We start from the raw sequence: 26,502 nt of genomic DNA, 5'->3' as shown, positions 1-26,502 counted from the left end.
AATTCGAGTTAGCGCTGTAGGCTGATTGCGGAGATGAGACATGAAAATGTTTAAATCGAGCGAAAAGCAGAATGCGATAACTCTCGTGTGGTGAGGAGACTCACTGCATCAGACAAGTTTTTGTCTGGCGACCATAGCGAGGTGGTCCCACTCCTTCCCATCCCGAACAGGACAGTGAAACACCTCAGCGCCGATGATAGTGCGGATTGCCCGTGTGAAAGTAGGTCATTGCCAGACTCCCCTTTAAGTAAGAAGCCCGATTCGAAAGAGTCGGGCTTTTTGCTGTCCGCGAGAAAGTACGAGTAATGCTGTAGCGCAGCATGGTTGAATATTGCCTAGAATGAAGCGACTCTTTCTTCATCGGTGCCAATATGAATGCCGTTTCCCCATTGATTTCTTCTGATGACACATTGTGCGCAGCTGCAATTGCGCAGGCCTTGCTGGAAGGATTTAATCATCACTATGCATTATTTCGCATTGCTAGCAGCGCCGCGAAGCTCAATTTTGAAGCGGGTGATGTGTTAGCGCAGCGTGATGGTGTGAGAAATCGAATTGCTTTTTATGATGCACGGGTTTTAGAAAGCGTTGAACGACTAAAAAAAGAATTCGCCGCTGAAACCTTATCCGATCAAGCTTGGTTGGCGGTGAAACAGCAATATATTGCTTTGTTATTTAAGCATCAGCAAATTGAATTGGCAGAAACTTTTTTTAATTCGGTTTGTTGCCGAATTTTGCACCGCACTTATTTCCATAACGATTTTATTTTTTATCGCCCTGCGGTTTCTACCGAATATATTGAAGAAACCGAAGCCACTTTCCGTAGTTATTATGTGAATAATTTAGGCTTAGCTGCGACTTTAAAAAAAATCTTACGTGATTTTAATTGGGCTTTGTCTTTTGTGGATTTAGATAGGGATGTCGCACGAATTTTGGCAGTGCTGCGTCGGCATTTAGCTAAGAAATTAGTCCCTGAATTTAATTCGCAAATTCAAATTTTGGCATCGCCATTTTATCGCAATAAAGCGGCTTATATTATTGGTAAGGCAACACACGGCGATATTGAAATCCCGTTTGCGATTCCTTTATATCGCAATGATGCGGCACAGCTCTATGTGGATGCGGCACTGTTTAAAATGGTGCATATTCGGCAATTATTTTCGCTATCGCGCGCCTATTTCCTCGTCGATATGGAAGTGCCTTCGGCTTATGTGCAATTCCTACATGATTTAATTCCAGATAAATCGCGTGCTGAGTTGTATACGATGTTGGGCTTGGGTAAACAAGGTAAAACGATGTTTTACCGCGAGCTATTTCATCATTTGCGCCATTCTTCAGATCCCTTTGTTAGCGCTCCCGGTACGAAAGGGATGGTGATGATTGTTTTCACGCTGCCTTCATTTCCTTTTGTATTTAAAATCATTAAAGATGTTTTTGCGCCGCCGAAAGAAGTGGATCGCGCCACCGTAATGGCGAAATATCTGTTGGTGAAAACCCATGATCGGGTTGGTCGTATGGCCGATTCTTTAGAGTTTTCGGATGTTGCATTGCCATTGGCGCGTTTCGATGCTGAATTACTGGCCGAAATGCAATTATTGGCACCGTCGATTGTTGAAGTTGATGGCGATACAGTGGTGTTTCGGCATATGTATATCGAATGCCGGATGAAACCGCTGAATCTGTTTATTGAGCATCGCCGTGGCGAAGACGTGAATGCGGTGATTCGCGATTATGGTAATGCGCTGCGCGAATTGGCAATTGCCAATATTTTTCCTGGCGATATGCTATTCAAGAATTTTGGCGTGACGCGTGCTGGGCGCGTGGTGTTTTATGATTATGATGAAATTGAATATATGACCGATTGCGATTTCCGCCGAATTCCGCCACCCCCGACACCTGAATTTGAAATGAGCGGTGAGACTTGGTTTAGCGGTAATAAAAACGAAGTTTATCCCGAGGAATTTGGTAGTTTTCTATTGGCGCGAGCTGATGTGAAAGCCGCGTTTCATCAATATCACGCCGATTTACTCACCCCCAAGTTTTGGCAAGACACCAAAATGCGGATAAAAAACGGCATTATTGAAGACTTTTTCCCTTATCCACAGGCTTTGCGTTTTCCACAATGCTAAGCGCATCTGATGTGATCTTAAAAGCCCCTGCGGGGGACTTTTTTATTGTCGAGAGAAATTCACATTTTGTCGCTTCGGCCATGTACAGCACCGTTTAATGAGCTGATAATTCGTCCCACCATTTGAATTTGCTATTGAGGTTTTTTATGTCGAGCGCCGTATTGCCGCACCAACGTTTTCAACTCAAATCGTTTGCTTATTCTGCGCTCGATGCGGGGCCGAGTTTGATCGTACTGGGCGCCGTGCATGGCAATGAAGATTGCGGCACCAAGGCGATTCATCGCGTGATGGCTGAATTGGATTCGGGTGAGTTGCAGCTATTGCGTGGGCGGATTACCTTTGTGCCGATCACCAATCCTTTGGCTTTTGAGAAAGGACAGCGCAATGGTGATCGCAATTTAAACCGCAATTTTCGCGTGACCGATGAACCGCACGATTTTGAAGATCGTATCGCCAATGCGCTTTGTCCTTTGCTGGCCGATCATGATGTGCTACTGGATTTGCATTCAACGAATAATCCGGGCGAGCCGTTTATTATGTTGGGACCTGAGAATAACGAGGGTGATTTACAGCCGTTTGCCTTGGCCAACGAAGAAGAGGCTTTGGCAGTTCGCTTAGGGCCGCATCGGATTGTGGAAGGCTGGCTCTGCACTTATGCCGAAGGCGTTAAGCATCGTATGGCGTATACGCCAGCCTGCGAGCGCTCACACTTGCTTAATACCGATCCAAGCTATGGTGTTGGCACGACCGAATACACGCGCGCGCATGGCGGTTATTCATTGACGCTGGAATGCGGCCAGCACAAAGATGTAACCTCGCCTGAAGTGGCGTATCAAGGGGTACGCAATGCGATTGCCTGCTTGAATCTGGCCGATGTGCCGCCAGCGGTGGTGCAGACGGATTTGGAAGTTTTGAAAATTAGCCGCGTAATTGATCGTCACCATGCGGATGATGTTTTTACTAAAACATGGGCTAGTTTTGATCCGGTCAAAGCTGGCGAAGTGATTGGTACCCGTCATGATGGTAGTTTGGAAACCGCGCCGTGCGATGGTTTTGTACTGTTCCCAAATCCAAGCGCTGTGCCGGGTAATGAATGGTTTTATTTCGCGCAGTTGAGTGAACGTAATGTGGGTGGCATTAGAAAATAACTGATTGGTATTGCTCGCTAGGCCTAATTAATAAAGGCCTAGCGAAATATACCTTAATGATCACCTTTAGTGATGGGCTAATGGGCTAATTTCTTTTGGTCTTGCCTGTAGCAATGCGCTATGCACCGCATCATCTTGTAGACCATGCCAAAATACATGCGCTGCGACAACATGCGTATGGTCATTAATCTGTTGCCAGGCTCGCACTGCGTCACTGGCCAGCTCATACATCAAAATCGATTTGTGCGCTTCAATCGCTTGTGCTTCAGTCGTCATGCCAATTTCACTGAGATAGTGCAGCAGTTTGCCGCGCGAGTTGCTCGTGCGCTCATCAGTCGTATCGTAAGTTAAAAAAATCACCGCCTGCGCCATTTCAGTCGATGCCATTCGAATAAAGTCCACGCGCGACATAATACTCACTGCGCCGTGTAGGGTTTTGCTCAACATGACCTCATCCTCCAATTAAACGTCTGCGCTGCTGCGCAACGCATTCTTTCGTTTTAGCAGATGCTTGTGGATTAGTCTGTGAGTAAGTAAGGGAAAAGGGGTGGATAGGCTGTGGGGCTTTGTTTAAATAGAATAAATTTAAGCGCCGTATTGCTGCCAAATCAATTTACTCAATAAGCAGATCGCGAGTAGCAAAAACAAGCGTCGAATCCATCTATTGCCGCCGCGTATCGCCAAATAACTGCCCAGCTGTGCGCCTGCAATATTGGCAATCGCCATCGGGATGGCATAGCTAAACAGCACGAGTTTGGCGGGAATAAAAAACACCAGCGCGGCGGCGTTGGTGGTGAGGTTGACGACTTTGGCGCAGGCGGTTGCGCGCATAAAATCAAAGTGAAAAAACCGCACAAACAAAAACACCAAAAATGATCCCGTGCCGGGGCCAAACAGACCATCATAAAAGCCAATCACAGCACCAATCGCCATACCGATGTATAGATCGCGGCGTGTTAGCGTACGGCCTGCATCTTCGTCGCCAAAGGCCGGTTTGAACCAGGTATACGCTAGCATCACGGCGAGCAAAATAATGACCAAGGGGCGAATTACATCAGCGGGCAAATAATGCGTAATGCGCGCACCACTCAGCGAGCCAACGAATGCCGTTGCCGCTGCTGGCAGAATAATTTTCCAAGGTATACGAATGCGACGCATGTAATTCAATGCCGCTGCGGCAGTACCCCATACTGCTGTGAATTTATTCGTGCCGAACAATGCGGCAGGGATTTCTTTTGGCAATGCGGTGAGCAGACCGGGCAGCAAAATTAATCCGCCGCCGCCGACTGCGGCATCGATCAAGCCCGCAATAAATGCGGTGGGCAGTAAGAAGAGCAGCGTCGTATCCATATCTCGATTCCAGCAAATAGCCGACTATCATCGCGCATCTATTGCACCTTGCCTATGGCGGTTTTTATTCATCAGTGTGTTAAATAAAAACGCCAGCTTGCATGCTCGTCTCGTTGAAGCCAATGGAGTTCAAGGCTAATACAATGTCATATAGCTTTCATAAATTTTGTTGTTGATGTAAATATTTGCAATGGGTATAAGTACTTCATGCAAAATTTTTATGGAGCAAGATTATGGCGCGAACAGCACTGATTATTAGCGGTGGCGCACCCAATGCCACTTTGGTTGCTGGCGCACTCGAAGCTTTTCACGAGTTGGGGCTGCAATTTGATGTGATTTCCACTGCGGGTGCGGGCGCTTTATTGGGCTTGATGTATTTGGCGCCTAAAAATGGCGATCCGGTCAGCACTTTGCGTAGCTTGCAAGAAATGGGCATTGCCGATTATTTGTATCAGGTATTTCCAGTGAATTTCAAAGTCTTCAATAAGCCCGGTGCAAAGGCGGATATGTATCGCCAAATGACTGCGCCTTTTCAGGCAATGCTGGCGCAATGGCAACCAAAGGATAGTTTTTCGCAGACGTTCAAAGATGTAACTCAGCTTAGCATCGCCACGGCTTGCCCAAGTGACGTAGATAGCGCATCACTGGGTCTGTGCGCTCACGCGCCGTTTGTTGAGCAACTGATTGATTTTGCTGCCTTGCAGCAGCCGGGGACTGATATTTGGGTCAATGCGTACAATCTCAGCCAGCATGAAATGGCGAACTGGCCACGGCAAAAAATTGGCGTGAAGCAATTGCAAGCTGCGCTGTCTTTCCCTTTTCTGTATGCGCCCACCGAGATCGATGGTGATTTTTATATGGAAGGCGCGGCGATTGATTGTTTGAACTTTAAAGACCTGCGCAAAAACTATCCCGATCTCGAAGAAATCGTCATTTTCGATTTGCTTGGTGCGGAGAAACTGCTGCGCAAACCAAAAGATTTATACGATGCGTGGGTGATGTCGATGATTACGCCGCTGGTCGAAATCGCGCGCGATGACGTGAAATTGTTCGAAGCGCTACACAGTGATGGCATCACGCTGCATAAAGTACCGCTGCTCGAATCCATTCCCGATGCGGATTTGCCCGATGTCTTTGACTGGTCGCGCAGTAATTTAACGCGGCTGTATCAAGTGGGTTATGCCACGGCAAAGCGATATGCCGAGGAAAACCTATCGCATTTGCAATAGGCTCTATGGGTATTTGACTGTAGGCAATACATATCATGCCCTATAGTTAAATACCTGCATGCTATCTATTTCAATCGCTAAACTCTGATTGCGGGTGACTTCGCCTGATGGCTACAGCCTGTCGTTGCGCAGTGCTGCTGTATTAAATAAATTTAATACAGCAGCGTCATCGTATGCGCTTAAAATCCACTGGATATTTTTTGCGTGGCAGGTGAAAACCGGCCTGTTTATCGTTTATTACTAGGTTATTTATGTCTTTGTTACTGCGTACTGTGCGTTGTTTTTCATTGGGTATTGCTTTATTCGCGAGTAAAAACGCTGCCGCTGAGTGTGTACCCCCGCTAGCGATGCCCACAGTCGAGCAAATACAGGCTTTGCAAGCCAGCGCGAAAGACCGTGGGTTTTTATGGAAGATCAGCAAGGATGGCAGTCATTCTTGGCTCTATGGCTCGATCCACATTAACCGTCTATCGGCGGCACTGCCAGGGCCGAAAACGCTGCAAGCCTTGCAACAAAGCCAAACCATTGCCTTAGAGTTAGATCTGACCGATCCGGCCACCTTAGCCAAATTGCAGCAATTAGGCAGCCAAGGCGCGGGGCAAGTGCCAGCGGCGCTTAAATCTCGCCTGAAAACGCAGTTGGATAAAGTCTGTCTACCCGAGACCATCGTATCCGGGATTCATCCGGCACTGTTATTTTCGACCTTGGGCGTGCTCGGTTTGCGTGAAGCAGGCTTTGAAACCGCTTACGGCACCGAGTATGTGCTGGCTGGCACCAAAAACGCGGGCAAGAGAATTGTCGCCTTGGAAACCGCCGAAAGCCAAATGCATGCCTTGCTCGGCGATGGCAAAGTCAGCCCCGCTGAATATGCCGAAGCATTGTCCTTGATCGAAAATAATAACGGCCAAGCGATGACGATCAAGCTGCTTGACGCGTGGGCGGCATCGGATTTATTCACCTTGGAAACCTTTGCCGACTGGTGCAACTGTATGAACACGCCCAAACAGCGTGCCGATCTACGGCGTTTGCTCGATGAGCGCAATCCACCGATGGTCGACAGCATTGCCAAACTCCACAGCCAATCCGCACCGATTTTCGTCGCCGTCGGTAGCCTGCACATGATAGGAAAAAACGGCCTGCCAGCGTTATTGGCGAAGCGGGGGTTTAAGGTGGAGCGGGTTAGTTTTGATAATTAATTCGTAGGATGGGTTGAGCCGTATTTTGGCGATGCCCATCGTCTTGCAGTGATGGGTATCGCTTCGCTCCACCCATCCTACGCACCTGAAACTATACCAACTGAGCTTTTAGAAAATTGTAGATTTGCAGTAAGACGGGCATTAGCGCAATTCCCCAAAATAAAACTTTGTCCAACCACATTCCTTGAAAATCTTTCTTAAAGACATCGAATCTATAAGCACAGATTAAGAGCATAAAAGGAATAATGAGCGAGGTCAGAGTATATAAGAAAGGCAATTCAAGATAGCCAAGCCCTAAAGGCCCGAATATCGCTAAGCCAATATGAATGATTGAGCCCACGCATACTACTTTTGCTTCTTGTGAATGCAGCCAAAATGGTAACGCAGAATTTCGTGTTTTTTCTTCTGCTTTGATCTGCGCCAATTTCCCTTGCAGATCAATTTTGGCCATTGGGATTGCGCTTTCCATGACTATCGTTAGCGCCAAGGCGGGATCAATTACATCTTTGCAATATCGCATTCCCTGTTGAATGGCTACGCCCAATAAAATTGGCCACTCTGCTGGTTTCGCACAAAATTGCTTGAGTAACTCCAAGCAACTTGGCCACAAGTGCATAACGTAATTGATAGGAAGATCACCCGGTTGGTGTCCCGCAGGCAGTCGTGGAGTACCAAAATGATCCCATCCTATGCTCCCAGCTACATGCTCGAAGATCGATTTAAAATCTATGAGTTTACCTAGACCTAGTTCAAGAGCTGCTGCAGCACTTAATTTCAGCACCGAATACTCATTTTCTCCTAGCGTTTGATTTGGTAAATCACCAAAAAAGAAGCGCTGTCGGTTCTGTGTCTCAATTATGGAGAACACCTTTTTCTCTGGCTGGCCTTTTTCATCTACCCATTCTGCGCGCACCGCTGCTTGGCATGAGTAACCTGCTAGTGAACCCAGAGCACACAACAAGCTTTCAGCATGCACGCCTTTTTCGGTTTGCATTCCTGCCAATAAGCGTTCAAGCAGTTCTTTGCCACCAATTTTTGCACCGATTAATGGATCCGATTCACGCTGACTTTCTAAGTGCTCCATAAAAATAGCAGCAATTTTTGCTTTATTTTCATTGAGTAGTTCACTTACGTTGGGTGTTGCAAGACTCATCAGGAAGCTCACTAAAGCATAAAGGGTCAGCATATAAACCGACAATGTCTGCGATTATGCCAGCTCATTGTTTTCTCTTGCCGTGATTTGCATTGAATATTGCGAGGATAAGACAGGTCAGCTGACATGAGGTGTATTTTGGTAATACTTACTGTTCGAATAGGTGTGGGTATTGCTATATGGGCTTTATTAATCAATACTTGTATTGAAATACCCATCTAATTGCAATGATGGGTATCGCTCCGCTCCACCCATCCTATGTTTGTTTTCTCTGAAAAACCCAAACCCCCGCCCCCAATTCCGGTGGCAAGACTAAGCGGCTGAGGTCGCGCCTTTCTTGACTATCAAACAAAGTTTGCGCTTCGTAATCGCCCCAATTGCCGGTGATAAAGCGCGAATGACTGCCGATGACGATGTAGGTTTGCACACAGCGTTGGCGGAAGATTTGTTTTTCAAAGTGATTGCCCGCTGGTGGCCAGCAGCAGAGGACGACTTCGGGTTGGTGTTGCGCAATCGCGGTGCTGGCGTCGAGCTTTTGCACGTCGGCGGGGTAGTTGACGACTTTGCCCCAGCTAAAATCATCGCACGCAGTGATGGCTACATTCTGCCCACGTAAAAAGCGGCTGAGCGTGCCGTCGCCAGCGGCGATTTCAAGGCAAGCGCGGTTGCCGATCACTTGGGCTAATCCAGCAATCAATTCCTTGCTGTAGAAGCAGTAAATCCCGCGTTTTTCGACCAAGGGCATTAAGAAATGCTTTTGCGTAATCAGCGGCCAAGTCCATTTAAAGCGCCGTATCGACACCGGTTTGCGCACCAAATCACGCTCAAACAACAAGCGCTGCATGATGAGGCCATTCCACAGATTAAAGCGCACTTTGCCCGCGCCAACCCCCGTCGCGGTCGAGAACGCATATTGGCGTAGTGCCAGTTCGATCAGGCGTTGCCGCTCTTGCTGCGCGACGAACTCAGCGTAAGCGCGACCATCTCTTTCTCCGGATAAAAACCGCGCATCGTGCGGTGCGCGAATGCGGACTTTTTCGACGATGGCTTTGAGTTCCGCTGGATCGCGCCGCGCAAAGATGCCTTCGAGTTCGGTACGCACGCTTTGCCACGCCGCAGGGCAAGCGTTGATGAGTTCGGTGAAGCTGGGATTTTTGCTGAGAAAAACCAGCCGTTCTTCGGGGCTGAGCTGCATATTGAGCCTTTTATCCATTGCGCTGCTCGTTTATAAGCTGCGCGATAGTTCAAGGCAAGTGTCTATGTAGAAATCAGGTGGCTAGCGATTCGGCGAGTTGAATCAGCTTGCTCGCTGTACGACTATTTTCTCCGTTACAGATCACCGCTACTGCGGTGTTGTGGCGTGGCATCATTAAGGCGTAGCTTGAGTAGCCGCCTGCTGCGCTATCGTGCACGCTGATTGGCCCATATTGTGGCGATTGAATGACCGACCAGCCGAGTGCGTAATGATCGTTGGGTGTATGCAGCCGTTTGAAGCAGGCTGCGTTTAGCAATGTGGATTGGCCGCGCAATCCGCGCAAATGTTCACGTAAAAATACGCCATAGTCCGGCAAGGACAGCTTGATTTCGCTGCTGGCATTGAGCCTGCACAGCTGCTGCTGATCGTCTGCATGGTTTTTTGCAATTTGCCATTTTGGCCTTGCCAAGTAGCCGGTCGAAATCCAGCGATGGCCTTGCACTAAAACCGAAGCGCCGAAATGGGCGTTGATATTGAGCGGCTGAAATACATATTGCTCAAGAAGATTTTCATAGGTATCTCCTCCTCTTAGTTCAGCAATAATGCTTGCAATCAAATACCCTAGGTTCGAGTAGCTCCTTTTTTGATTGGCGGTTTGAGTCAAAGGCTGCTGTAGTAACCAGCGCGCTGCGGTGATTCGATCTGCGATGTGATTGCCACCGAGGATGGCTAATAAGCTGGGGTAATTCATATCGCAAAAATCACGGGCGAGGCCTGCACGGTGCTGCAGTAATTGCGTGATGGTCAGCGATTGATATTGAGCGAGCATTTGTTCGCGCCAAGCGGGTAATAACTCGGCCAGCGTGGCATCCCAGCGTATTTTGCCTTGCGCTATCAAGCTGGCGATTAATGTGGCGGTGACGGCTTTGCCCAATGCGCCGAGCGGAAAATGGTCGCTGCTTTGAATTAAATCAGGCGCATCGATCCGCCGTTGGCCACTACAAGCGTGATAAATCGTGTCGTTTTGAACTAGGGCAACGGCGAGGCCGGGTAAATGATGCTCAAGGCGAAAACGCGCCACTTTGGCTTGGAGTTGCGCTTGGTTTTCTATCGTTGCAGCGCTTGATATGGGGCGGGCATCGCTAGGGTTTGCGCCCCCCGAGTTAGCGATAAAGCTAGAGACATTGCGGAGCATTAATTTGAAATGCATCTGGGTTTCCTTATCGGGGGGCTTGTTTGGTGTGTTACCAGGTGTATTGCAGTAGCGCAGAAAATGCGCCGCTGCCTTTTGATGTAACTAAGGGGCTGTCTGCGGCATCGCCCAGTAGCTGGTTGTAGCTCAGATTGCTAATCAGGCGCAGCTGCTTGCTGATTGGCACGATGCCAGTGATTCCGACCGTGCCGAGATTGAGGCCACTGCCTGCGTTGTAGGCTTTGAAACCACTTTGTTTCGCTTGTTGTGCCGTAACGCCGTACCAGCGTTGTTGATAATCTGAATTACTGGCGGTGAGCGCACTGTTTAAGATCAGCGCGAAATGCTCGCTGCCATACACGGTGTAATCGGCACTGAGGGTGAGTTGCTCTCCTCGATTTTTATCACTCAAGCCAGTGAGCATCAGCATGGATAGATTTAAATCAGCCACGGCGTAATTGAGCGCTAAGCCGGCCTGCGCTGCGGATTTAATGTCGCCCATTCCTTTGAATGTTTTTTTATCGGTAAGCTGGTCTTTTTCTTCGCGTGCACCACTTGGCGCTAGAAAAATTGCTGCTTGCCAGTCTGGATTCACTGCATAACTCCAACCTAAGCCTTTGCTGGTGCCAAGAAAGAAACCAGAGCGATGGGCAATATCAAAACTAGGAATCGGCGTGGCTTTATAAACGTCGCCACCCATGACTTCAGGCGAATACGCCACGCCTAGCCCTGCTGCGATTTGCCAATTCTGGCCATCGCTGGCTTCTGCCCACAGGCTTTGTAGGCGCGATAAACCTTGTTCGATGTTCGAGTTCAGAGCGACTTCCTCAGCTTGGCTCATTGGGCTGAGCAGCAGTAAAGATAAAATGAGGGGGTAACGCATAAAAATTTTCCTTGTTTAAAAAGAGCTAAATGGATGTTGGGCTAGGTTTTGTTGATGTTTGATTTACTGTCACGCTGAGCGCGATGTTGAGGATCAAGTGCTTTTGGTTGTGCCGCAGATGGCGGTGTGTGCGCTGCTGGTTTTGCCAAGCGTTGATCGAAATGCCATGGTGTTCGGTACAAACTCCACATTGCGTTCTCCAATCTAAAAAATCAGAATTCCCACATTGGCTTCATAAACTGAGCGACTTAAAGCAGAAGCGTTTTGCGGTTTGAATCGCAAGTAGTATGACAAATGCAAGCTTAAGCCAAGCTTAAGGTTCTTCAGGTAGAGTAGCGGCATGCATATTTTGATTATTGAAGACGACCTCGATCTCGGGTTCGCACTCCAGCAGACGCTTAAGGCCGAAGACATTAGCAGCGAATGGCGGCGCAGCATCGCTGATGCGCCGCGTTCTGCGCAAGACATGGAATTTGACTGTGTACTGCTGGATTTAACTTTGCCCGATGGCATCGGTTTTGATTTGCTCAATCGCTGGCGAAAGGCTGGCATCGCCACGCCGATTATTGTGATTACGGCGCGCTCGGCTTTGGACGATCGATTGGCGGGTTTGGACGGCGGCGCAGACGATTTTATTATCAAGCCCTTTGCGACCGCAGAGTTGATCGCGCGGATGCGGGCGGTGTTGCGACGTTATGCGCAGCAGGCCAGTGATGTCTGGACGATTGGTGATTTGCAAATCGAGCCGCGTCGTTATCACGCTAGCTTAGCGGGGGCAAAATTAGATTTGTCGCCGCGTGAGTTTCATTTGTTGCTGGAGCTAGCCCGAGAGCCCGGCGTTGTGGTGCCTAAAGGCGCATTGGCACAACGCTTAGAGCCGCTGGGCGATGCGATTGATTTTGGCGCGCTTGAAGTTCATCTGTCGAACTTGCGGCGTAAAATTGGCGCGCAGCGGATTCGTACGGTGCGCGGTATTGGCTATATGTTGGTGCTATGAAACGCTATCTAAAATATTTTGGTCCGAGCTTAATTCGGCGGGTGGTGATTGCGGTTTTGATTGCTATGGCTTTGTGCTGGGTGGTTTTGGCTGTTTTTGGCTATTGGCGGGAGACTGACCCAACGGAGCGTGATCGAGTATATCTCGCTCATGGAAGGACTTTAGTATCAGCGCTTGAAAAGGCAACAACGGAGAGCGACGCACTGAAGGTCATCTCAACCTATTCCGATATCTTTAATCAAAGCTATCGTGAGTTTAAAATTCCACGGGTTATGTTGTTGCAACTGAATGATTTGGAGGGGCGAAGAATTTATTTTTCTCCTGAAGGGGGAAATGCTCAATTGCCCGCAGGCCAGTCTCAATTGTTTGATGCCAAAGTGAATGGGGAGTTGTATCGTGTTTTTCACGCACAGACATCACGTTGGGACGTGATGTGGGCGGCTCCAATTTTGAATTCGCCTTGGTTTTTTATGATGGTCATTATGGAAATGAGCGTGCAAATGCTAATTGCTTTACCGATTATGGTATTGACGATTTGGCTGCTGGTTGCGCGTGGTTTAAGGCCATTACGGATTTTATCTAACCTGATTGCAGATAAAAACAAAGATGATCTATCTCCGCTCAATTTTACTAGTGAATACGCCGAGCTAAAGCCGCTCACTGCTGGGCTAGATCGCTTATTACATCAATTGCATAGCAAAATTGAGCGTGAACATGCTTTTGTTCAAGATGCGGCGCATGAGTTACGCACGCCGATGGCGGTGATTTCAGCGCAAGCTCATGTGTTGGCGCTAGCGAGTACGCCAGCAGAGCGCTTGGCGGCGGAGCAAAATCTTGAGTTGGCCATTGGCCGCGCTTCGCACTTAATTGCGCAATTGCTAGAAATGTCGCACATCGACAATGATCGTTTAACGGCAACAGACACGATTGATCTGGTGACCTTGTTACAGCAAGAATTGGCACGCTTGGCGCCCGCTGCTATGGCGCGGCAAATTGAACTGTCGCTTGCTGCGCCTGATACGCTGCTCAGCGTTATCGATGCGAATGTGCTGCAATCGATTGTGCAAAACCTACTTAATAACGCCATTTTATACGTGCATGAAGGCGGGCAGGTTGAGGTCGAGTTGCGTCAAAGCGCTGAGGCCATCATTTTATCCGTTGCTGATAATGGCCCCGGCATTGCCGAGGCGGATCGCGAACGGATTTTCGAGCGTTTTTATCGTGGCGCAGGGCATGATGTGGCGGGGACGGGCTTGGGCTTAGCGATTGTGGCGCAGGCGGTTGCACGCTTGAACGGTCAGATTGAGCTGTCGGCTGGTTTGTCTGGCCAAGGCTGTCGATTTACCGTTGAAATCCCGTGCCGTGCAGCCTCATCCTTTGGCGTTTAAAGTTTAAAGCGATTCACGACCTGTTGCAGCTCTTGCGCCATTTTACTGAGTTCGCGCAGCGTTTGGCTGGTGCGCTCTAGTGCCGAATCAGTTTGCACCACTTGATGATTCATTTTTTCGGCAACTTGCGCGATTTGTTCGGTGGCAATTGATTGCTCACGCGTGGCGTTGGAAATCTCAACAATTTGCGCGACGACGGTTTGCATTTCGCCTTGCACCAAACTCAGTTGATTAAACACCGTTTCGGCTTGCTGTAAATTTTGCCCTGAAACGCCGTGCGCGGATTGAACTTGGCCGACGGCGAGCTGCGTTTCGGCGCTAACCGCAGTCAGCATGGTTTCGATTTCGACAGTAGCGCGGGCGGTGCGTTCGGCCAAGGTACGCACTTCATCGGCGACAACGGCAAAGCCACGGCCTTGCTCGCCTGCGCGCGCGGCTTCAATTGCCGCATTGAGTGCGAGCAGATTGGTTTGGTTGGCGATTTCTTTAATCGTATTGGTGATGTGCGTGATTTTGTGCGATTGCTGATCCAGTTGCTGCATCACGTTGCCCAGTTCATTGAGCTGATGACTGATTTTTTGCGTGTCGTGGCGCATTTTGGACATTGATGAGGCGCTTTTTTCGGCTTCGCGCCCCGCTTGCGTGACGGTGTCTTGCACCACTGCCGAGCTATCGGCAATGTGGGCGATGCTGACGGTGACTTCTTCAATCGTTGCGGCGGATGACGCGGCTAAATCGGCTTGTTGGCGCGAGTCTTTAGAGAGCTGCTGCGCGACTTGTTCAATTTGCTGCACGCCTTGGCTCAGTTGGCTGCTTTCTTGTTTAACAATGCGCATAATGCGCTGAATTTCGGCGATAAACTGGTTAAATGCACCCGCAATCGCACCGGTTTCATCGGCGCGGCTATCATCCAATCTTGCAGTGAGATCCGCTTCGCCGCTGGAAAGGCACTGCATTGTTTTTAGTAATTCGTTTAGTGGTTTCACCACCAGATTGCTCAGCCAGACTGAAATCAAGATTGCAATCAGCATCAGTACCACGCCAATGCCGATGGATTTAAATAGCGCAGCGCGCAGCGTTTCGGTGACATAGCCCAAACCAATATCGGCAACGGCGACGATGGTTTGCCCTGCGTTGTTTTTAAAGGGTAAGTAAATGGAGCGAAATTCGCCATATTGGTCGTTATATTCGGCGAAAGCGATGCTATTGCTCGTGAACGCCTTGAGTAGTCCATCGGTGGCGGTGTCGTAGGGCAGCAGATAATGTTCGATATCGGGTTTAGCGAGTTCTTCTGCGGATAAGGAGCTCACCAAATACACCGGCTTATTGTTTTGCATGACAAAGCTATAGATATACGGCAGCTTGATCGCCTTGCTGTATTCGGTGAGTTTGAGCGCGGCGGCGTGTTTGGCTTTGAGATCGGCTTGCTCGCGTGGCACGATGTTTTCATGGAAATTATCGTCAACGACATAACGATAGCCTTGTGCGGCGGTGAGCAAACGCGCGTCGATGGATTCCAAAATAATCCGCTTGGAGTCGACATAACTGAAAGTGCTAAACACCAAAACCGCCAAACTGGCAGTAAAAATGAGCGCGAGACGAATTTTGGCTTTGAGCGTTTTCATGATCTAAATTCCAATTTTGCAGTGCTATTTATTGGTTTAATTGCAAAAATTAATGGTCTGGATTGAAAAAAGACGATTTATTGTGATTTAGTTTTAGCATAGTCAAATTCGCTGAAAAATCATCGAATTAGCGCTTGACCGTTAATCTGCTACGCCGTCGATTGATTTTAGTTTGCGCTAAAAACGTCGATACAAAAGATAATCCTTATCTTGCCATATCATCTTTGCCGAGGTGTCATCATGAATTCGCTTACTGCTTTTGGAGCTGGTCCGTCGTCTGGCCTGCGCACCAATGATCCGAGCTTGGCGCAGTCGTTGCGCAAAATGAGCGATTTGGCGGCGTCGACGGGTAAGGCCTTAGCCAAAGGCAGTGAGCTGATGCAGCAGCGAGTGGATCATCTGGGTGCGGCTACGACGCAAATGGCCAGTGATTTCATTAATCAATTTGCGCAGCAGTTATTTGGTGATCAGGCCAAAGGCATGACGATTGAATTTGATGAAATGAGTTTGAGTGCCGAATCGAGTTTTACCGCGCTACAGCAAACTAGCCAAAGCGCGCAAGGCAGCAGCCAAGCCAGTGCGTTTCGCCTGAGCGATGCCAGCCACTTTACGGGCAAAGGCACGTTAACGACGGCGGATGGTCAGCGCTTTGATATCGAAATTGAAATTCGTTATGAATCAGTGATTGAAGGTGCTAGTATTGCTCGGCAGAGCAATACTAGCAATACTCCGAAGGCAATACCTAGTGGTGCTGCTAATGTCATTGATGTGGCCGATTTGCTCGCAGCGCCGTCACAGGCTGAAACTACTGCAGCAGCCGAAAAATCTCGTACAGCAGATCGGGCGGAGAAAAATGACCGCAATGCTTTCAAGCAAGATTTTGCTGGCACGGCGATGGATTTGCTGCAACGCTTAACGAGTGAACCTGCCTTTAAGCCATTTTCATTGTTCAGCACCGATAGCGATGGCAAAAACGCGTTGCAACTTTTGGGTGAAATGTCGCTGCAATTGCTCAACCTACCCGGCGGACCACGCCATGTGGATTTAAGCCCTGATTATGATCCGAGTAAAAAAGCACTGGATGAAAAAGCTTAAAGTTTAGGAGCGTTCAATCAATTCGCAGGCGCGGCCAGTGCGCCTGCCATTGTTTACTGTGAATACGCTGCGTTGTGATCTGCTGCGGTAAACCTGAATGAAGGTTGTGTCGCAAGCGCAGCGCCCACGCGTCAAGCAAACCTGTTTCAACTTCCCACACAATTTCACCGCTCTGATTCAAACTCACAGCAAGGCAAGTGGCGGTTTCTGGAAAACGCCGCACTGCGTCAATCGCCGATGTGTATGCCGCAACGTCATTGCGTAAATGCATTCGTGCTTGATTGCGCACTTGCCATTGCACCGTTGGCAGGCGTTTTTGTAGTTCGAATTCTATTTCCAGATCAAATTCTGCCGCCACGTTGCTCGCATCAAACCATGCAATATCCACATCTGCCAAGGGCGTGGCAGAGGTGAATTCATGTGCTGTATCCCAGATTAAATTCCGAACAAATCCCGCACAAATCATGGCTTGCGGCAGCGCAATTTCGCGTAGCGCGTGCAGACATTCGATGCGTAATAGATCAGCACGGATGAGTGCCAAAGTTTGTTTTTGCATGCTTATTTTTTTATGCCTCAAGGATGACTTGTAACTATGTCACTGAAAAGACTAGGGTTTTTATTTATTATCGCGGCCTTAGTTTAAAAAGTTGCAGCAGAGCCGTCAATGATGGCTGTGCATTCCTCGCCTTTTTTGGGGGAATGGTAGCAAAAGGAGGTGGAATGACGCTAGGCGTAAAATGGGGCAGTGTAGTCTTAGTTGGGAGCTTGGTGACAGGCTGTGCGGTGCAGGAGTTTATGCCTGCAGAGGCAGTGAAAGAGGCGTCGGTCGCCAGTGCTGCGAGTGTGGTGGAGGCATCGATTCCGGCCGTTGCATCGGCAACGACGCAGTATCAATTTAGTCAAAAAGATATCGACGCTTTAATTTTGAATGCGTTTAACGAAGCGCGTGGTGAGCCCGCTGCGGGGATTCGCGCCGTGTTGGGTGTGACGATGGCGCGAGTCGGCTCGGCCTGTTATCCCGACACGGTGCATGATGTGGTGTATCAACGGAAGCAATTTTCTTGGACTTGGCAGCATGGCAGCGCGCGCACTTTGTCGGCGGCAAAATCGCGTGAGCCTGCGACGTATGTGCGGGTGAAATCGGTGGTGTACGAGTTCATTGCCGATGGGGCTAAGCCAAGCGATGCGGTGCTCTATCATGCGCGTGGTGTCAGTCCATCTTGGGCGCGCGCGGCGGCAGTTGATCGCGTTAGCGCAATGGGCGGGCATATTTTTTATGAAAATCGGCATTGTTAAGTGATTGAAGTGCCTGTGGACGGGCATTCATACTCAATCTGAAATTAACCAAGGGTATTTAACGCTGGCGCTTGTTAATCATGGTTTGGCGTTAAATACCCTTGTTTAAATACTGCTGACGAATTTTCTCTAGGCAGTTTGGGCAATAGCAATCGCTGTTGCTGTCACTACTGGGCACGGGCAAGCCGATGGGCTGATCCATGCACCAACAGCCGCCGTTTTGGCCACCCTCACCGCAAGTAAATTCAATGCCGCAGCCTTGGCAGTGCTTGATCGTGATTGGTAGTATACCGGGGCTGAGCGCCATTTATTTCTTCCAACGCACATTACGTTCGTCGACAAATTCGTAATAGCGCAGCAGCGTAATTTGGCGGCGGCTATCGAGTAGCTCGACGGGTACAGGGCCAAAGGGCGCGGCGATGCGGATGATTTGCAGTGCGTCTTTATCCAGTTTCTCGTTGCCCGATGAGCGAGTGAGGCTGAGCGCGGCAATGCTGCCGTCGGCATTCAGTACCACGCGAAATTGCATCAGGCCAAATAAAGGCCGGCCATTTTCATCGCGCGGGAAGTTTTGCTGGCCAACACGTTCGACTTTCTGCCGAATTTGCCGTTCCCAAATGCCAAAAATTGCTTTCGTTTTGTCTGAGCCTTCTTGACTGCGAACTGCCGCGTCTTCAGATTGCGGCTCTTCGACCAAATGTTTGACCGAGGCGTAATCCATAATTAATGGCTTGGGTTTGCCTTGTTTGGCGGTGCCGGTGGCGATATCAAGACCAGCGATTTCCACTTCTCGAGTTGCAGACGGTTGCGCAATGACTTTGGGCGCACTGGCGGTGCTGATTTTTTTCGGTACGGGTTTGGCGCGGTACAGCGGTTTTTTTACCGTTGGCGCTTGTGTCATCACTTTGGCTTCGGGTTCAGGCTCGGGTTCTGGCGCTTTGGGCGGCTGTTTTTTTTGCAGCGTCATTTCCAGCGCATTGCTGGCGCTGGTTTTGGGTTTAGTTTTTTCGGGCGCAGGAATCAGCAGGAATAGAATGTGCAATAAAATCGCGAAAATCAAAGCCTGCACGAGCCATTTGTCTTGCGAGCTGGCGATGGTACCGAGATCGTTGTGCGGCATTCAAAAAGTCCGAGTGGCTAAAACATGCAGGGCTGCATTCTACCGTGAAGTGCTCGAATGCGGGGCGTGGAGATGAGTGTAATCAGTTCTAGGTGGCTGATTTGGCGTGGTTTTGTGAAAAAATACAAAAAAATTACCGAAAAAGACTTACGGTTTGAAAAAATATCAGGTATTATCCGCCCCCTAACTTGCTGAATCTAGTTTTCACCGCAGCAAGGCTAGTCGCTAGGGGAGTCGCCAAGTTGGTTAAGGCACTGGATTTTGATTCCAGCATGCGAAGGTTCGAATCCTTCTTCCCCTGCCAGAATAAATATAAAAAAGAGTCGCGCTGCGGCTCTTTTTTATTGCCTAAAATTTAGTCTATCATTGGGTATTTATCGCTAAGCCTTATTTAGTAGAGCTTGGAAAGATATACATCATAGTATTGATTAAATGTCTTACCAGCAATCGCTTGAGTGACAAGAGCGTACCGAGTTGGCATGTTTTATGCGTGAGTGAAACTTCCACCCCTCACGAGGTTGCCATCATGAAAGTTCAGCACACCGATCTGAAGCTCACGAGTGAGCATCAGCTGCAGCAAGAATCCACAATTCAATTTCAACTCTCCGCCGATATGGCTGCGCTATTTTCTAAGCAGCTCAATGAGCAAATTAGCGCGATGTCGCTGCCCACACCATCTGCGCCTCCTCCTAAGGCGGTCGAGATGGAAACGGTGCAACAGGAAAAGGCCAAGCGCTTTCAATCCTTGATGGAGTTGCTGTTTGGTGAGAATAAAACAGGTAGTACGCCGTGTTCACCGCCTCCAGTGATTCAGGATGCCAAACTGACTACAGCGGCGCCGGTGAAAATGACGCAATTGCAGGTTTTTGCCGTCGAACAGCTGCGTGAGAGCGAGCAATGCAGTTTTGCGGCCAACGGCAAAGTTTGCCTTGCGGATGGCAGCACGCGGCAATTTGCGGTGGATTATCAATTGTCGCGACAAACAGAAACTACGCGAGCGCTTGGCGCGCAATGGATGAACTTGCAAGATCCGCTGGTGCTGGATTTTGGCGCGCCAACAGCCCTGTTGAGTGATAAAACGGTCGAGTTTGATTTGGATTGCGATGGTAAAAAAGAGCTAATGACTATGCCCAGTAGCTCGTCGGCATGGCTATTTCTGGATCGTAATCGCAACGGCAGGGCTGATGACGGCAGCGAGCTGTTTGGCCCGAAAACCGGGCAAGGTTTTACTGAGTTGGCGGCACTGGATGAAGATCACAATGGCTGGATTGATGAAGGCGATGCTGCGTTTAAAGATTTACGGCTTTGGCAACAGCTGGATACGGGCGTTGAGGGCGATGGCGTACGGAGTTTGAGTCAGGCCGGCGTGGGCGCTTTGGCAGTGGTGTCGGCAAAAACCGAGTTTAGCATCGTGCAGCAAGGCGATGTGCTGGGGCAAATTCGCGCTAGTAGTGTTTGGCTGGGCGAGCACAGCGGTGCAGGCGTGTTGCGGCAGATCGATGTGGGAACCAAGCCGATTTAGATTTGAAGCGCTCAAAATGAATCGAGCCGCCTAGTGGGGCGGCTCGATAACTTAAATCATTATTTTTTAGCTGGCGAAAACGGCTTTCACTTCACGCTCGCCCAAGTCCGCAGCGCTGCGATAGCCCGAGCGACGCAGCGCAACGCCCCATTGCTCGACAATCGGGGCAAAATCTTCTGGGCGGCGTACGGTGCTGAGCAATTCGCTCAGTCGATCTTCCCAATTTTTCCCGAGGTATTCTTGGGTTACGGCCAAAATAACTTGGCGTGCTGCATCGATTTGGCGTTTTTGTAGTAAGTCTTGCGAGATTTGCGGTGCAACCGTGGTCGGGCCGGAAAATTGAATTTGATCTATGGTTTTGCTTTGCGAAACGGCACTAATAAAACCGAGGCTATACAGTTTGTGCACAATGCCCAGTACATCGATATTGGGTAACATGCCCGCGAGTGCCATGCTGTGGCGAGCGCCATCGATCATAAACAGCACTTGTCGTTCTTTTTGCCCGATCAAACCGCCGCGCTGGGTGAGTTCTTGCTGGCCTAGGGCTGTTTTGTGATAAATCGCGTTTTCCATGATGACACTCTGCTTCGATGGCACAGAGTGTATGTATAAGCCAAAACTTATGTAGTTGCGAATTATTGACTACATTTTGTTGCTAAAAATAAACAGTCTTTATTGAATCAAGGACTTAAGTTCATTTTCTATGGGGCTAACAGCGGTCGGATGAGGGATTTTATCGCGTAAAGCTTCTTCTGCAAGAACCAGTAAAGGCGATGATTGCTTACTGGCTGTTTGCTCGTTCAGGCTCGCAACATTTGGGGTTTCTTCATCAAATTGGATCACGCCAGAGATTTTCCACGACTCGTTAATCCATTTGAGGTGGTAGCTGGTTCGATATTCCCATGGCGTGCCATCGTTGCGAATGACGCGCCAGCAGAGCTGCGCGGTGGCCAGCGTACTGCTGATTTCCATGCAACTTAAAATTTTATACGAGGCACCATGAAAACCTTGCGCAGCGTACCAATTAAAGAGTACTTGGGTGGTTTCGTATAGCGGGGCCATTTCTGGCCAATCCGTGCGTTCGTCATTAATCAAGGTAAAAAACGGCATCGCAAAGAGCTGGCTCACGCCATCCACATCGAGCTGCGAATAAACAATCGCAAAATGCTCAAAAAATTCTTCTAGAGTCATGGCTTACCTTTCTGATTTCTAACTAAAGCAGAGTTGTATATTATCAGACTGTACTTTGAATAATATAAAACCCTAACGATGGTTGTAATTTGATGACGTTTTTATGATGATTCGTGAATGATTGCTTGGCTGGGCAGGCGCAAAATTAGTCTTGAGATGTGCGCTACTGGCTTGAAATTGCCTGCATGAACGCCATCTATTAAAATAAGAATAAATTTCGTATGTTTAACTAAAAGCAAATCGTCTTTGCAGGAGTAAATTATGGTCCAAGCTACCGCCAGCCACTTATTGGTAAAAACTGAAGCGCAATGCGAAGCATTGAAACAAGAAATTTTAGCAGGTGCTGATTTTGCAGAAGTGGCGAAAGCCAATTCAAGTTGCCCATCGTCTGCACAAGGTGGTGCTTTGGGCTCATTTGGCCCAGGTATGATGGTGCCAGAATTTGATAAAGTGGTTTTCAGCGCACCGTTGAATGAAGTTCAAGGTCCTGTGAAGACTCAGTTTGGTTATCACTTGCTGGTGGTTACTAGCCGCGCTTAATTGCGTGCTGTAGTGATAAAAAAAAGCCGCCAAAATCGTTTGGCGGCTTTTTTGCGTCTTGCGAGTGGTGAATTGACGATTATGGCTTCGCTAGCTCTATCCATTTTTGCGCGGTATCAAGGCGGATCGGTGAATAAACGCCAACATAGATTTCGAGCAGATTGCTACTGAGTGGATCAACGCCAGCAGCGGTATAGCCACGGGATTTGAAATAGCGATATTGGCCATTGGCATCAATCCGGTACACCACACTATTTTTTGGGTATGCACCGCTCGTTTGCCATTGTGAATAGCCTGCAATCGGATGGCTGTAGATCGGTGGTGTGACGCGCGTATCGACCAAGCCCAAGGGTGAATCGGCACTCACGATGAAATCGTCAAAATAAGCGTATTGCTCGCTCACAGGTGCCCAATCGCCGCTGCTGCCGCCAAAGAAGGTATCCATCTTGATCGCTGAAACGCTGACACTGGCTGAATTGCGCAGCAGCATGGTTTTGTTTTCGAGTACCAATTCGCCATCAATCCATTGGCGAAATTCGCCATTGCTTTGGCCGATGTCGTTCAGCACCACTTGTTGCGTCAGCGTGTACCAGCGGCCCGCCTCAAAGCGTCGCGCCAACCCCGCATAATCACCGCATTGCTCAACTTTGCCTGGGAAGTAGTAATACTGGAAACCAACGCCATTTTCACGCCACATTAAGCGCGTTGTAAAGCCATCAAAAGTGCCGTTTTGGATGCAGCCCGTTGGTGTATCACCGCCGCCAAGCCCTGGCAGTTTGCCGCCTTTGACCCATGTAAACGCATTATCAAAGCGCAATTTATATTGCAGAAAGAGCGAGCGCGAATTGCCAGCTAGCGGTGCATCAAACGTCATTGCCGAATTGCCACCCACTTGCCCCGGCATATAAGTCACGCGCAGTACTTTATTGCTGGCTTGATCGGGATCGGTAACGATGCTCAAGCGCCCAGCGTTTACACCCGTTGATTCGCCTGGTGACGTATTCCAATCGTTTTGAAATTGCGCGGCTTGATAAAGGCCGTTGGCGTATTGATCGAAACGATTGCGTAGCAAAATTTGAGTCGGCGCGCCGCTAGGTGCGGGCGTGGCGATTGGTGTTGCTGTGGGGGTGGCCGTTGGAACGGGCGTTGGCGCAACTGTAGGTGCGACTGTTGGTGTCGCCGTTGGCACAGCTGTCGGAGTTGGTGAGGCAGTTGGTGCGACAGTCGGGGCCACTGTTGGCGCTATTGTTGGAGTTGGCGAAGCCGTTGGTTTTGGTGTTGCAGTTGGCGTCGTAGTCGGGGTTGCCGTTGGTGTTGGTGAAGCTGTCGGTTTCGGCGTTGTCGTTGGTGCTACTGTTGGTGTTGCGGTCGGAGTCGCTGTCGCGCTGCCACAAACGCCACCCACTTTCCACAGCGTAGGCGCAGCAACTGGGTTCCAGTTAGTGCCAACGTACGCGGTGTGCGTCACTTGCGCGGTGTAAACTTTGCTTTGATATTGCACGGTGTCGCCGACGGTGTAGCTCAAACCCTCAGCCCAATTACCTTTGCAGGCGGCATTGGCATTGCTCATCGCCAAAAGACCCAGCATCAATAGGCTAGGTGAAATCCATTTTTGCATAAACTGCTCCTGTAGCCAGCGCGGCTGGCTGTCTCCTCGTTATTTTGACGCTGCTCTGATGGCAGGCGATCAAAGCCTATGCGTCAAACTGTAAGCTGTCAATCTAAGCTTACAAGCGGGGAGTTCGGCGGATTAATTACAACAGTGGCACTTTGGGGCAGGGTTTATGGAGCGGATCTTGGCTATAAAAAGCAGGCGACTTGTGCCATGCTGAGTGTCTAGCAGATAGGATGATCGTCATGTTGCAGTCACCGATTCTATGGCTTCCGGCGCAGCTTGAGGCCGAGCTGGCCACGCTGAGTTCGCTGTTTAATACCGATAAAATGCAGTTGCGCGAACGAGGTCTGGCATTGCTCAATGCTGCGCGCCAAGCCCGCCACAATAAAGTGTTTATTGCGACAGCTGAGCTGTATTGCCAAGAGATCACTGGCGAAGCCAGCCGCAATTTATTGTTTGAAGCGCTGCAATTGGCGCAACATTTACACGACTTTGTTGCTGAAATGCGCCTCTCTGAACAAATTGCGCGCAATCACTATATGAACGCGCAATATCGGTTGGCTTTGCAATATTGGCAGCGCACTACCGACTTGGCCGAACAATTGGGCGATCAGCCCAGTGGATTGATTTATGGTCGCGTGGGTATGGGGCAGGTGTATGACGCGCTAGGCCAACATCATCAAGCCGTTCATCTGCATACCCAAGCGCTAGCCATTCTGCCACAAGTTATTGATGTGTTTTTAGAGGCCAAAGTTCGAATCAATTTAGGCGTTAATTTAGCGCCCATCGGTGAAACTGAAGCCGCAGCCCATCATTTGCGTTTGGCTTTGGGGCTATGCCTTGAAAATGAAATTTACGATTACGCCGCTGAGGCGCAATTTCGCTTGGGCGAATTGGGCTTAGAAAATAATCTATTCGAGCTGGCGGGTCATGACTTGGCCGCTGCGCGGCAATTGGCGCAAAAGGTCGGCTATCAATGGGCTGAAACCGGCATTATTGCGCGCCAAGCCGAGTTGCTTGCCAAGTTGGGCGCGCCAGCAGAAGCGCTGGTGATTGCACGCGAAGGCTTGAAAATCGCCGAGCGGATTCATTACCGCGATCAAATGATGCGGCTCAATGCTGCCGCTGCGCGCTACTGCGAAATGCAGGGCGACATCGCCCAAGCTTATCCACATCTGAAAGCACAAGTGCAGGCGCTAGAACAAATTCAATCCGAAGCCAGCCAAAGCCGTGAGCAAGAGCATCAACATGCGGTGCTTAGCCCCGATACGGCGAAACGCATCGCCAGCTTGGCGAACCATCCGCTGCTTGAAGCGGGAGAGGCCAGTGCTGCGTTTGCGCTGATTTTGCGCGAGGCTTGCGATATTTTGCAATTGAGCGCGGCGAGTTGGCGGCAATATTTGAGTGGGCAATGGCGCATGATTTGGCAAACGCCACTGCCGATGCGTGCCGAGTGGCCAGCATCGACGGCGGCTGGCTTTTTAAACTGTCATCAGCAAGGTTGGATGGTGATTGCACACGATGCGCGGCATCATCCTTTGACGTGGCCGCTGTGCGAGCCGACGGTGAATCCTGATTTATTTTCACTCTTGGCGGTGCCGGTTCATGTCGCCAGTCGCCCAGCGAGTTTTTTGGTGTTAGAGCATGCGAACGAGCAGCATAATTGGACGCCAGATGAAATTTTATACGCTGGTATGCTCGCCGATATGGCCGCGCGGATTGAAACGCTGCAGCATCGTGTGCAATTGTCCGAGCAAATTCAAACACTTAATGCAGAGTTGATTCAGGCCAATCAAGAGCTAGAAGCCAGAGTTGAACGCCGTACTCTGCAATTGAAAAAAGCCAATCAAGAACTTGAACAAGCAATGGCCAAGTTGGTGCAGATCGAAAAAATGGCAGCGCTGGGTCATTTAGTTGCAGGCATTGCCCATGAATTGAACACTCCTTTGGGCGTTGCAACGACGGCAGTGAGTTTGCTCAATGAGGAAGTGAGCCATCTGCTCGCGCAATTGGGTAGCGGCACAATTGCACGCAATGCAACGATGAAATCATTGCAACACGTACAAGAAGCGGGCGCTTTGCTGGATAAGAACATCGTCCGCGCGAGTCATTTGGTGCAAAGTTTTCAGCAGATTGTCATTGATCCGAATGGTGAAAGTTTGCAAACAATTCGATTGCGCGAGCTGTGTATTGAAGTGCTGGCTTTGTGTCGAAATCAAGGTGAAATCGGCATCGATTTTATTGTTGATATTCCAGCTGAGCTGGTGCTGACGACTCGGCGGGCGGCTTTGCGGCAAATTTTATTGCAACTGATTAATAACGCCATCAAGCATGGTTTTGCGATGCTGCCTACCCATCCAAAAATTACTTTGCAGGCCGTTGCAGAGGGCGGCAAAGTGCAGTTAAGCGTTGCAGATAATGGCTGCGGTATCGCACAGAAACATTTGGCTCAAGTATTTAATCCGTTTTTCACCACGCACTTTGGTCAGGGCAGTGGTGGCTTGGGTTTGTATATGGTGTTTAATTTAGTTACGAGCTTATTGGGTGGGGGTATTCGTTTGGAGAGTAGTTTGAATGAGGGCTCTAAGTTTATACTGGACATTCCTAGTCTCGATCCAGCGGAGTAAACTTCAATGCATCA

The 26,502-nt window shown here is 49.4% G+C and carries 25 protein-coding genes, 1 tRNA gene and 1 rRNA gene; 13 read left to right on the top strand and 14 right to left on the bottom strand.

The genetic code is table 11. The features are described 5' to 3' along the window. Positions 1-123: 123 nt before the first annotated feature. The 3 genes from rrf to Q320_RS0107640 all read left to right on the top strand — a co-directional run bounded on the left by rrf (position 124) and on the right by Q320_RS0107640 (position 3,274). Positions 124-237: ribosomal RNA gene (rrf, locus tag Q320_RS0107650) — 5S ribosomal RNA — on the top strand. Between the two features lie 134 nt (positions 238-371). Next, a complete protein-coding gene (gene aceK / locus Q320_RS0107645) occupies positions 372-2,126 on the top strand; it encodes a bifunctional isocitrate dehydrogenase kinase/phosphatase (RefSeq protein ID WP_027468507.1) in 1,755 nt (584 codons plus the stop codon). A gap of 146 nt (positions 2,127-2,272) precedes the next feature. Next, the gene (locus Q320_RS0107640) at positions 2,273-3,274 is read left to right on the top strand and encodes a M14 family metallopeptidase (protein ID WP_027468506.1); all 1,002 of its coding nucleotides are present in this window, start codon (positions 2,273-2,275) and stop codon (positions 3,272-3,274) included. A 66-nt stretch (positions 3,275-3,340) separates the two neighbouring features. Here Q320_RS0107640 and Q320_RS0107635 read toward each other — a convergent pair whose 3' ends face one another. Both Q320_RS0107635 and Q320_RS0107630 read right to left on the bottom strand, forming a co-directional pair. Continuing rightward, complete coding sequence (locus Q320_RS0107635) at positions 3,341-3,721, bottom strand: hypothetical protein (protein WP_027468505.1); 381 nt, start codon at positions 3,719-3,721, stop codon at positions 3,341-3,343. Positions 3,722-3,859: 138 nt separating this feature from the next. Next, positions 3,860-4,624: a sulfite exporter TauE/SafE family protein gene (locus Q320_RS0107630; RefSeq protein WP_027468504.1), complete on the bottom strand. Its 765-nt coding sequence runs from the start codon at positions 4,622-4,624 to the stop codon at positions 3,860-3,862. A gap of 233 nt (positions 4,625-4,857) precedes the next feature. On the opposite strand from Q320_RS0107630, the gene Q320_RS19000 reads away from it, so the two are divergent. Both Q320_RS19000 and Q320_RS18995 read left to right on the top strand, forming a co-directional pair. Continuing rightward, positions 4,858-5,853, top strand: a complete 996-nt coding sequence (locus Q320_RS19000; RefSeq protein ID WP_035853018.1) for a patatin-like phospholipase family protein — start codon at positions 4,858-4,860, stop codon at positions 5,851-5,853. 251 nt (positions 5,854-6,104) lie between these two features. Beyond that, on the top strand, positions 6,105-7,049 hold the full coding sequence (locus tag Q320_RS18995; RefSeq protein WP_051534571.1) for a TraB/GumN family protein: 945 nt from the start codon (positions 6,105-6,107) through the stop codon (positions 7,047-7,049). A 91-nt stretch (positions 7,050-7,140) separates the two neighbouring features. Here the strand turns inward: Q320_RS18995 and Q320_RS20735 are convergent, their stop codons facing one another. The 5 genes from Q320_RS20735 to Q320_RS21525 all read right to left on the bottom strand — a co-directional run bounded on the left by Q320_RS20735 (position 7,141) and on the right by Q320_RS21525 (position 11,663). Further along, entirely contained in the window at positions 7,141-8,235 is a 1,095-nt protein-coding gene (locus tag Q320_RS20735; protein WP_051534570.1) for a hypothetical protein, read from the bottom strand. Between the two features lie 223 nt (positions 8,236-8,458). Continuing rightward, positions 8,459-9,415 carry a hypothetical protein gene (locus tag Q320_RS18985; RefSeq protein WP_051534569.1) on the bottom strand — a complete coding sequence of 319 codons (957 nt, stop codon included), beginning with the start codon at positions 9,413-9,415 and terminating at the stop codon, positions 8,459-8,461. Positions 9,416-9,470: 55 nt separating this feature from the next. Then, positions 9,471-10,607 carry a serine hydrolase domain-containing protein gene (locus tag Q320_RS0107600; protein WP_027468503.1) on the bottom strand — a complete coding sequence of 379 codons (1,137 nt, stop codon included), beginning with the start codon at positions 10,605-10,607 and terminating at the stop codon, positions 9,471-9,473. Positions 10,608-10,641: 34 nt separating this feature from the next. Then, positions 10,642-11,472: a MipA/OmpV family protein gene (locus Q320_RS0107595; protein ID WP_027468502.1), complete on the bottom strand. Its 831-nt coding sequence runs from the start codon at positions 11,470-11,472 to the stop codon at positions 10,642-10,644. A 41-nt stretch (positions 11,473-11,513) separates the two neighbouring features. Continuing rightward, positions 11,514-11,663 (bottom strand): hypothetical protein, encoded by a 150-nt coding sequence (locus tag Q320_RS21525; protein ID WP_156939020.1) that lies wholly within the window; start codon positions 11,661-11,663, stop codon positions 11,514-11,516. A 149-nt stretch (positions 11,664-11,812) separates the two neighbouring features. Between Q320_RS21525 and Q320_RS0107585 the strand changes: the two genes are divergently transcribed. Both Q320_RS0107585 and Q320_RS18980 read left to right on the top strand, forming a co-directional pair. Further along, positions 11,813-12,469: a response regulator gene (locus Q320_RS0107585; protein ID WP_027468501.1), complete on the top strand. Its 657-nt coding sequence runs from the start codon at positions 11,813-11,815 to the stop codon at positions 12,467-12,469. After that, positions 12,466-13,857, top strand: a complete 1,392-nt coding sequence (locus Q320_RS18980) for an ATP-binding protein (RefSeq protein ID WP_035853014.1) — start codon at positions 12,466-12,468, stop codon at positions 13,855-13,857. Before Q320_RS0107585 ends, Q320_RS18980 begins: the two co-directional genes overlap by 4 nt. On the opposite strand, the gene Q320_RS0107575 is transcribed toward Q320_RS18980, so the two are convergent. Beyond that, a complete protein-coding gene (locus tag Q320_RS0107575) occupies positions 13,854-15,482 on the bottom strand; it encodes a methyl-accepting chemotaxis protein (protein WP_027468500.1) in 1,629 nt (542 codons plus the stop codon). The genes Q320_RS18980 and Q320_RS0107575 overlap by 4 nt on opposite strands. Before the next feature lie 240 nt (positions 15,483-15,722). On the opposite strand from Q320_RS0107575, the gene Q320_RS20730 reads away from it, so the two are divergent. Then, complete coding sequence (locus tag Q320_RS20730; RefSeq protein WP_051534568.1) at positions 15,723-16,577, top strand: hypothetical protein; 855 nt, start codon at positions 15,723-15,725, stop codon at positions 16,575-16,577. A gap of 13 nt (positions 16,578-16,590) precedes the next feature. Here Q320_RS20730 and Q320_RS0107565 read toward each other — a convergent pair whose 3' ends face one another. Continuing rightward, positions 16,591-17,133, bottom strand: coding sequence for a nucleotidyltransferase family protein (locus Q320_RS0107565; protein ID WP_035853012.1), 543 nt, complete (start codon positions 17,131-17,133; stop codon positions 16,591-16,593). 164 nt (positions 17,134-17,297) lie between these two features. On the opposite strand from Q320_RS0107565, the gene Q320_RS18970 reads away from it, so the two are divergent. After that, on the top strand, positions 17,298-17,873 hold the full coding sequence (locus Q320_RS18970) for a cell wall hydrolase (protein WP_035853009.1): 576 nt from the start codon (positions 17,298-17,300) through the stop codon (positions 17,871-17,873). Positions 17,874-17,964: 91 nt separating this feature from the next. Here the strand turns inward: Q320_RS18970 and Q320_RS18965 are convergent, their stop codons facing one another. Both Q320_RS18965 and Q320_RS0107550 read right to left on the bottom strand, forming a co-directional pair. Further along, positions 17,965-18,180, bottom strand: a complete 216-nt coding sequence (locus Q320_RS18965; RefSeq protein ID WP_051534567.1) for a cysteine-rich CWC family protein — start codon at positions 18,178-18,180, stop codon at positions 17,965-17,967. Next, entirely contained in the window at positions 18,181-18,993 is an 813-nt protein-coding gene (locus Q320_RS0107550; RefSeq protein ID WP_027468498.1) for an energy transducer TonB family protein, read from the bottom strand. A 227-nt stretch (positions 18,994-19,220) separates the two neighbouring features. On the opposite strand from Q320_RS0107550, the gene Q320_RS0107545 reads away from it, so the two are divergent. Beyond that, positions 19,221-19,297 (top strand) — tRNA-Gln (locus Q320_RS0107545). Between the two features lie 222 nt (positions 19,298-19,519). After that, on the top strand, positions 19,520-20,515 hold the full coding sequence (locus tag Q320_RS20725) for an SPM autocatalytic domain-containing protein (protein ID WP_051534566.1): 996 nt from the start codon (positions 19,520-19,522) through the stop codon (positions 20,513-20,515). Between the two features lie 66 nt (positions 20,516-20,581). Here the strand turns inward: Q320_RS20725 and Q320_RS0107535 are convergent, their stop codons facing one another. Both Q320_RS0107535 and Q320_RS0107530 read right to left on the bottom strand, forming a co-directional pair. Then, the gene (locus tag Q320_RS0107535) at positions 20,582-21,088 is read right to left on the bottom strand and encodes a hypothetical protein (RefSeq protein WP_027468497.1); all 507 of its coding nucleotides are present in this window, start codon (positions 21,086-21,088) and stop codon (positions 20,582-20,584) included. A gap of 99 nt (positions 21,089-21,187) precedes the next feature. Further along, on the bottom strand, positions 21,188-21,706 hold the full coding sequence (locus Q320_RS0107530; protein ID WP_027468496.1) for a DUF6841 family protein: 519 nt from the start codon (positions 21,704-21,706) through the stop codon (positions 21,188-21,190). Positions 21,707-21,967: 261 nt separating this feature from the next. Here Q320_RS0107530 and Q320_RS0107525 point away from each other — a divergent pair, with 261 nt between their 5' ends. Beyond that, on the top strand, positions 21,968-22,246 hold the full coding sequence (locus Q320_RS0107525) for a peptidylprolyl isomerase (RefSeq protein WP_027468495.1): 279 nt from the start codon (positions 21,968-21,970) through the stop codon (positions 22,244-22,246). Between the two features lie 79 nt (positions 22,247-22,325). On the opposite strand, the gene Q320_RS20720 is transcribed toward Q320_RS0107525, so the two are convergent. Beyond that, the gene (locus Q320_RS20720; protein WP_051534565.1) at positions 22,326-23,864 is read right to left on the bottom strand and encodes a polysaccharide lyase; all 1,539 of its coding nucleotides are present in this window, start codon (positions 23,862-23,864) and stop codon (positions 22,326-22,328) included. 239 nt (positions 23,865-24,103) lie between these two features. Between Q320_RS20720 and Q320_RS0107515 the strand changes: the two genes are divergently transcribed. Further along, on the top strand, positions 24,104-26,488 hold the full coding sequence (locus tag Q320_RS0107515; protein WP_027468494.1) for a sensor histidine kinase: 2,385 nt from the start codon (positions 24,104-24,106) through the stop codon (positions 26,486-26,488). The last annotated feature ends 14 nt before the right edge of the window (positions 26,489-26,502 follow it).

Origin of the sequence: Deefgea rivuli DSM 18356, assembly GCF_000620145.1 — a bacterium.
GTDB classification, from domain to species: domain Bacteria; phylum Pseudomonadota; class Gammaproteobacteria; order Burkholderiales; family Chitinibacteraceae; genus Deefgea; species Deefgea rivuli.
The sequence above is the reverse complement of the archived record's forward strand: the minus strand, read 5'-3'. Positions and strand labels throughout refer to the sequence as shown.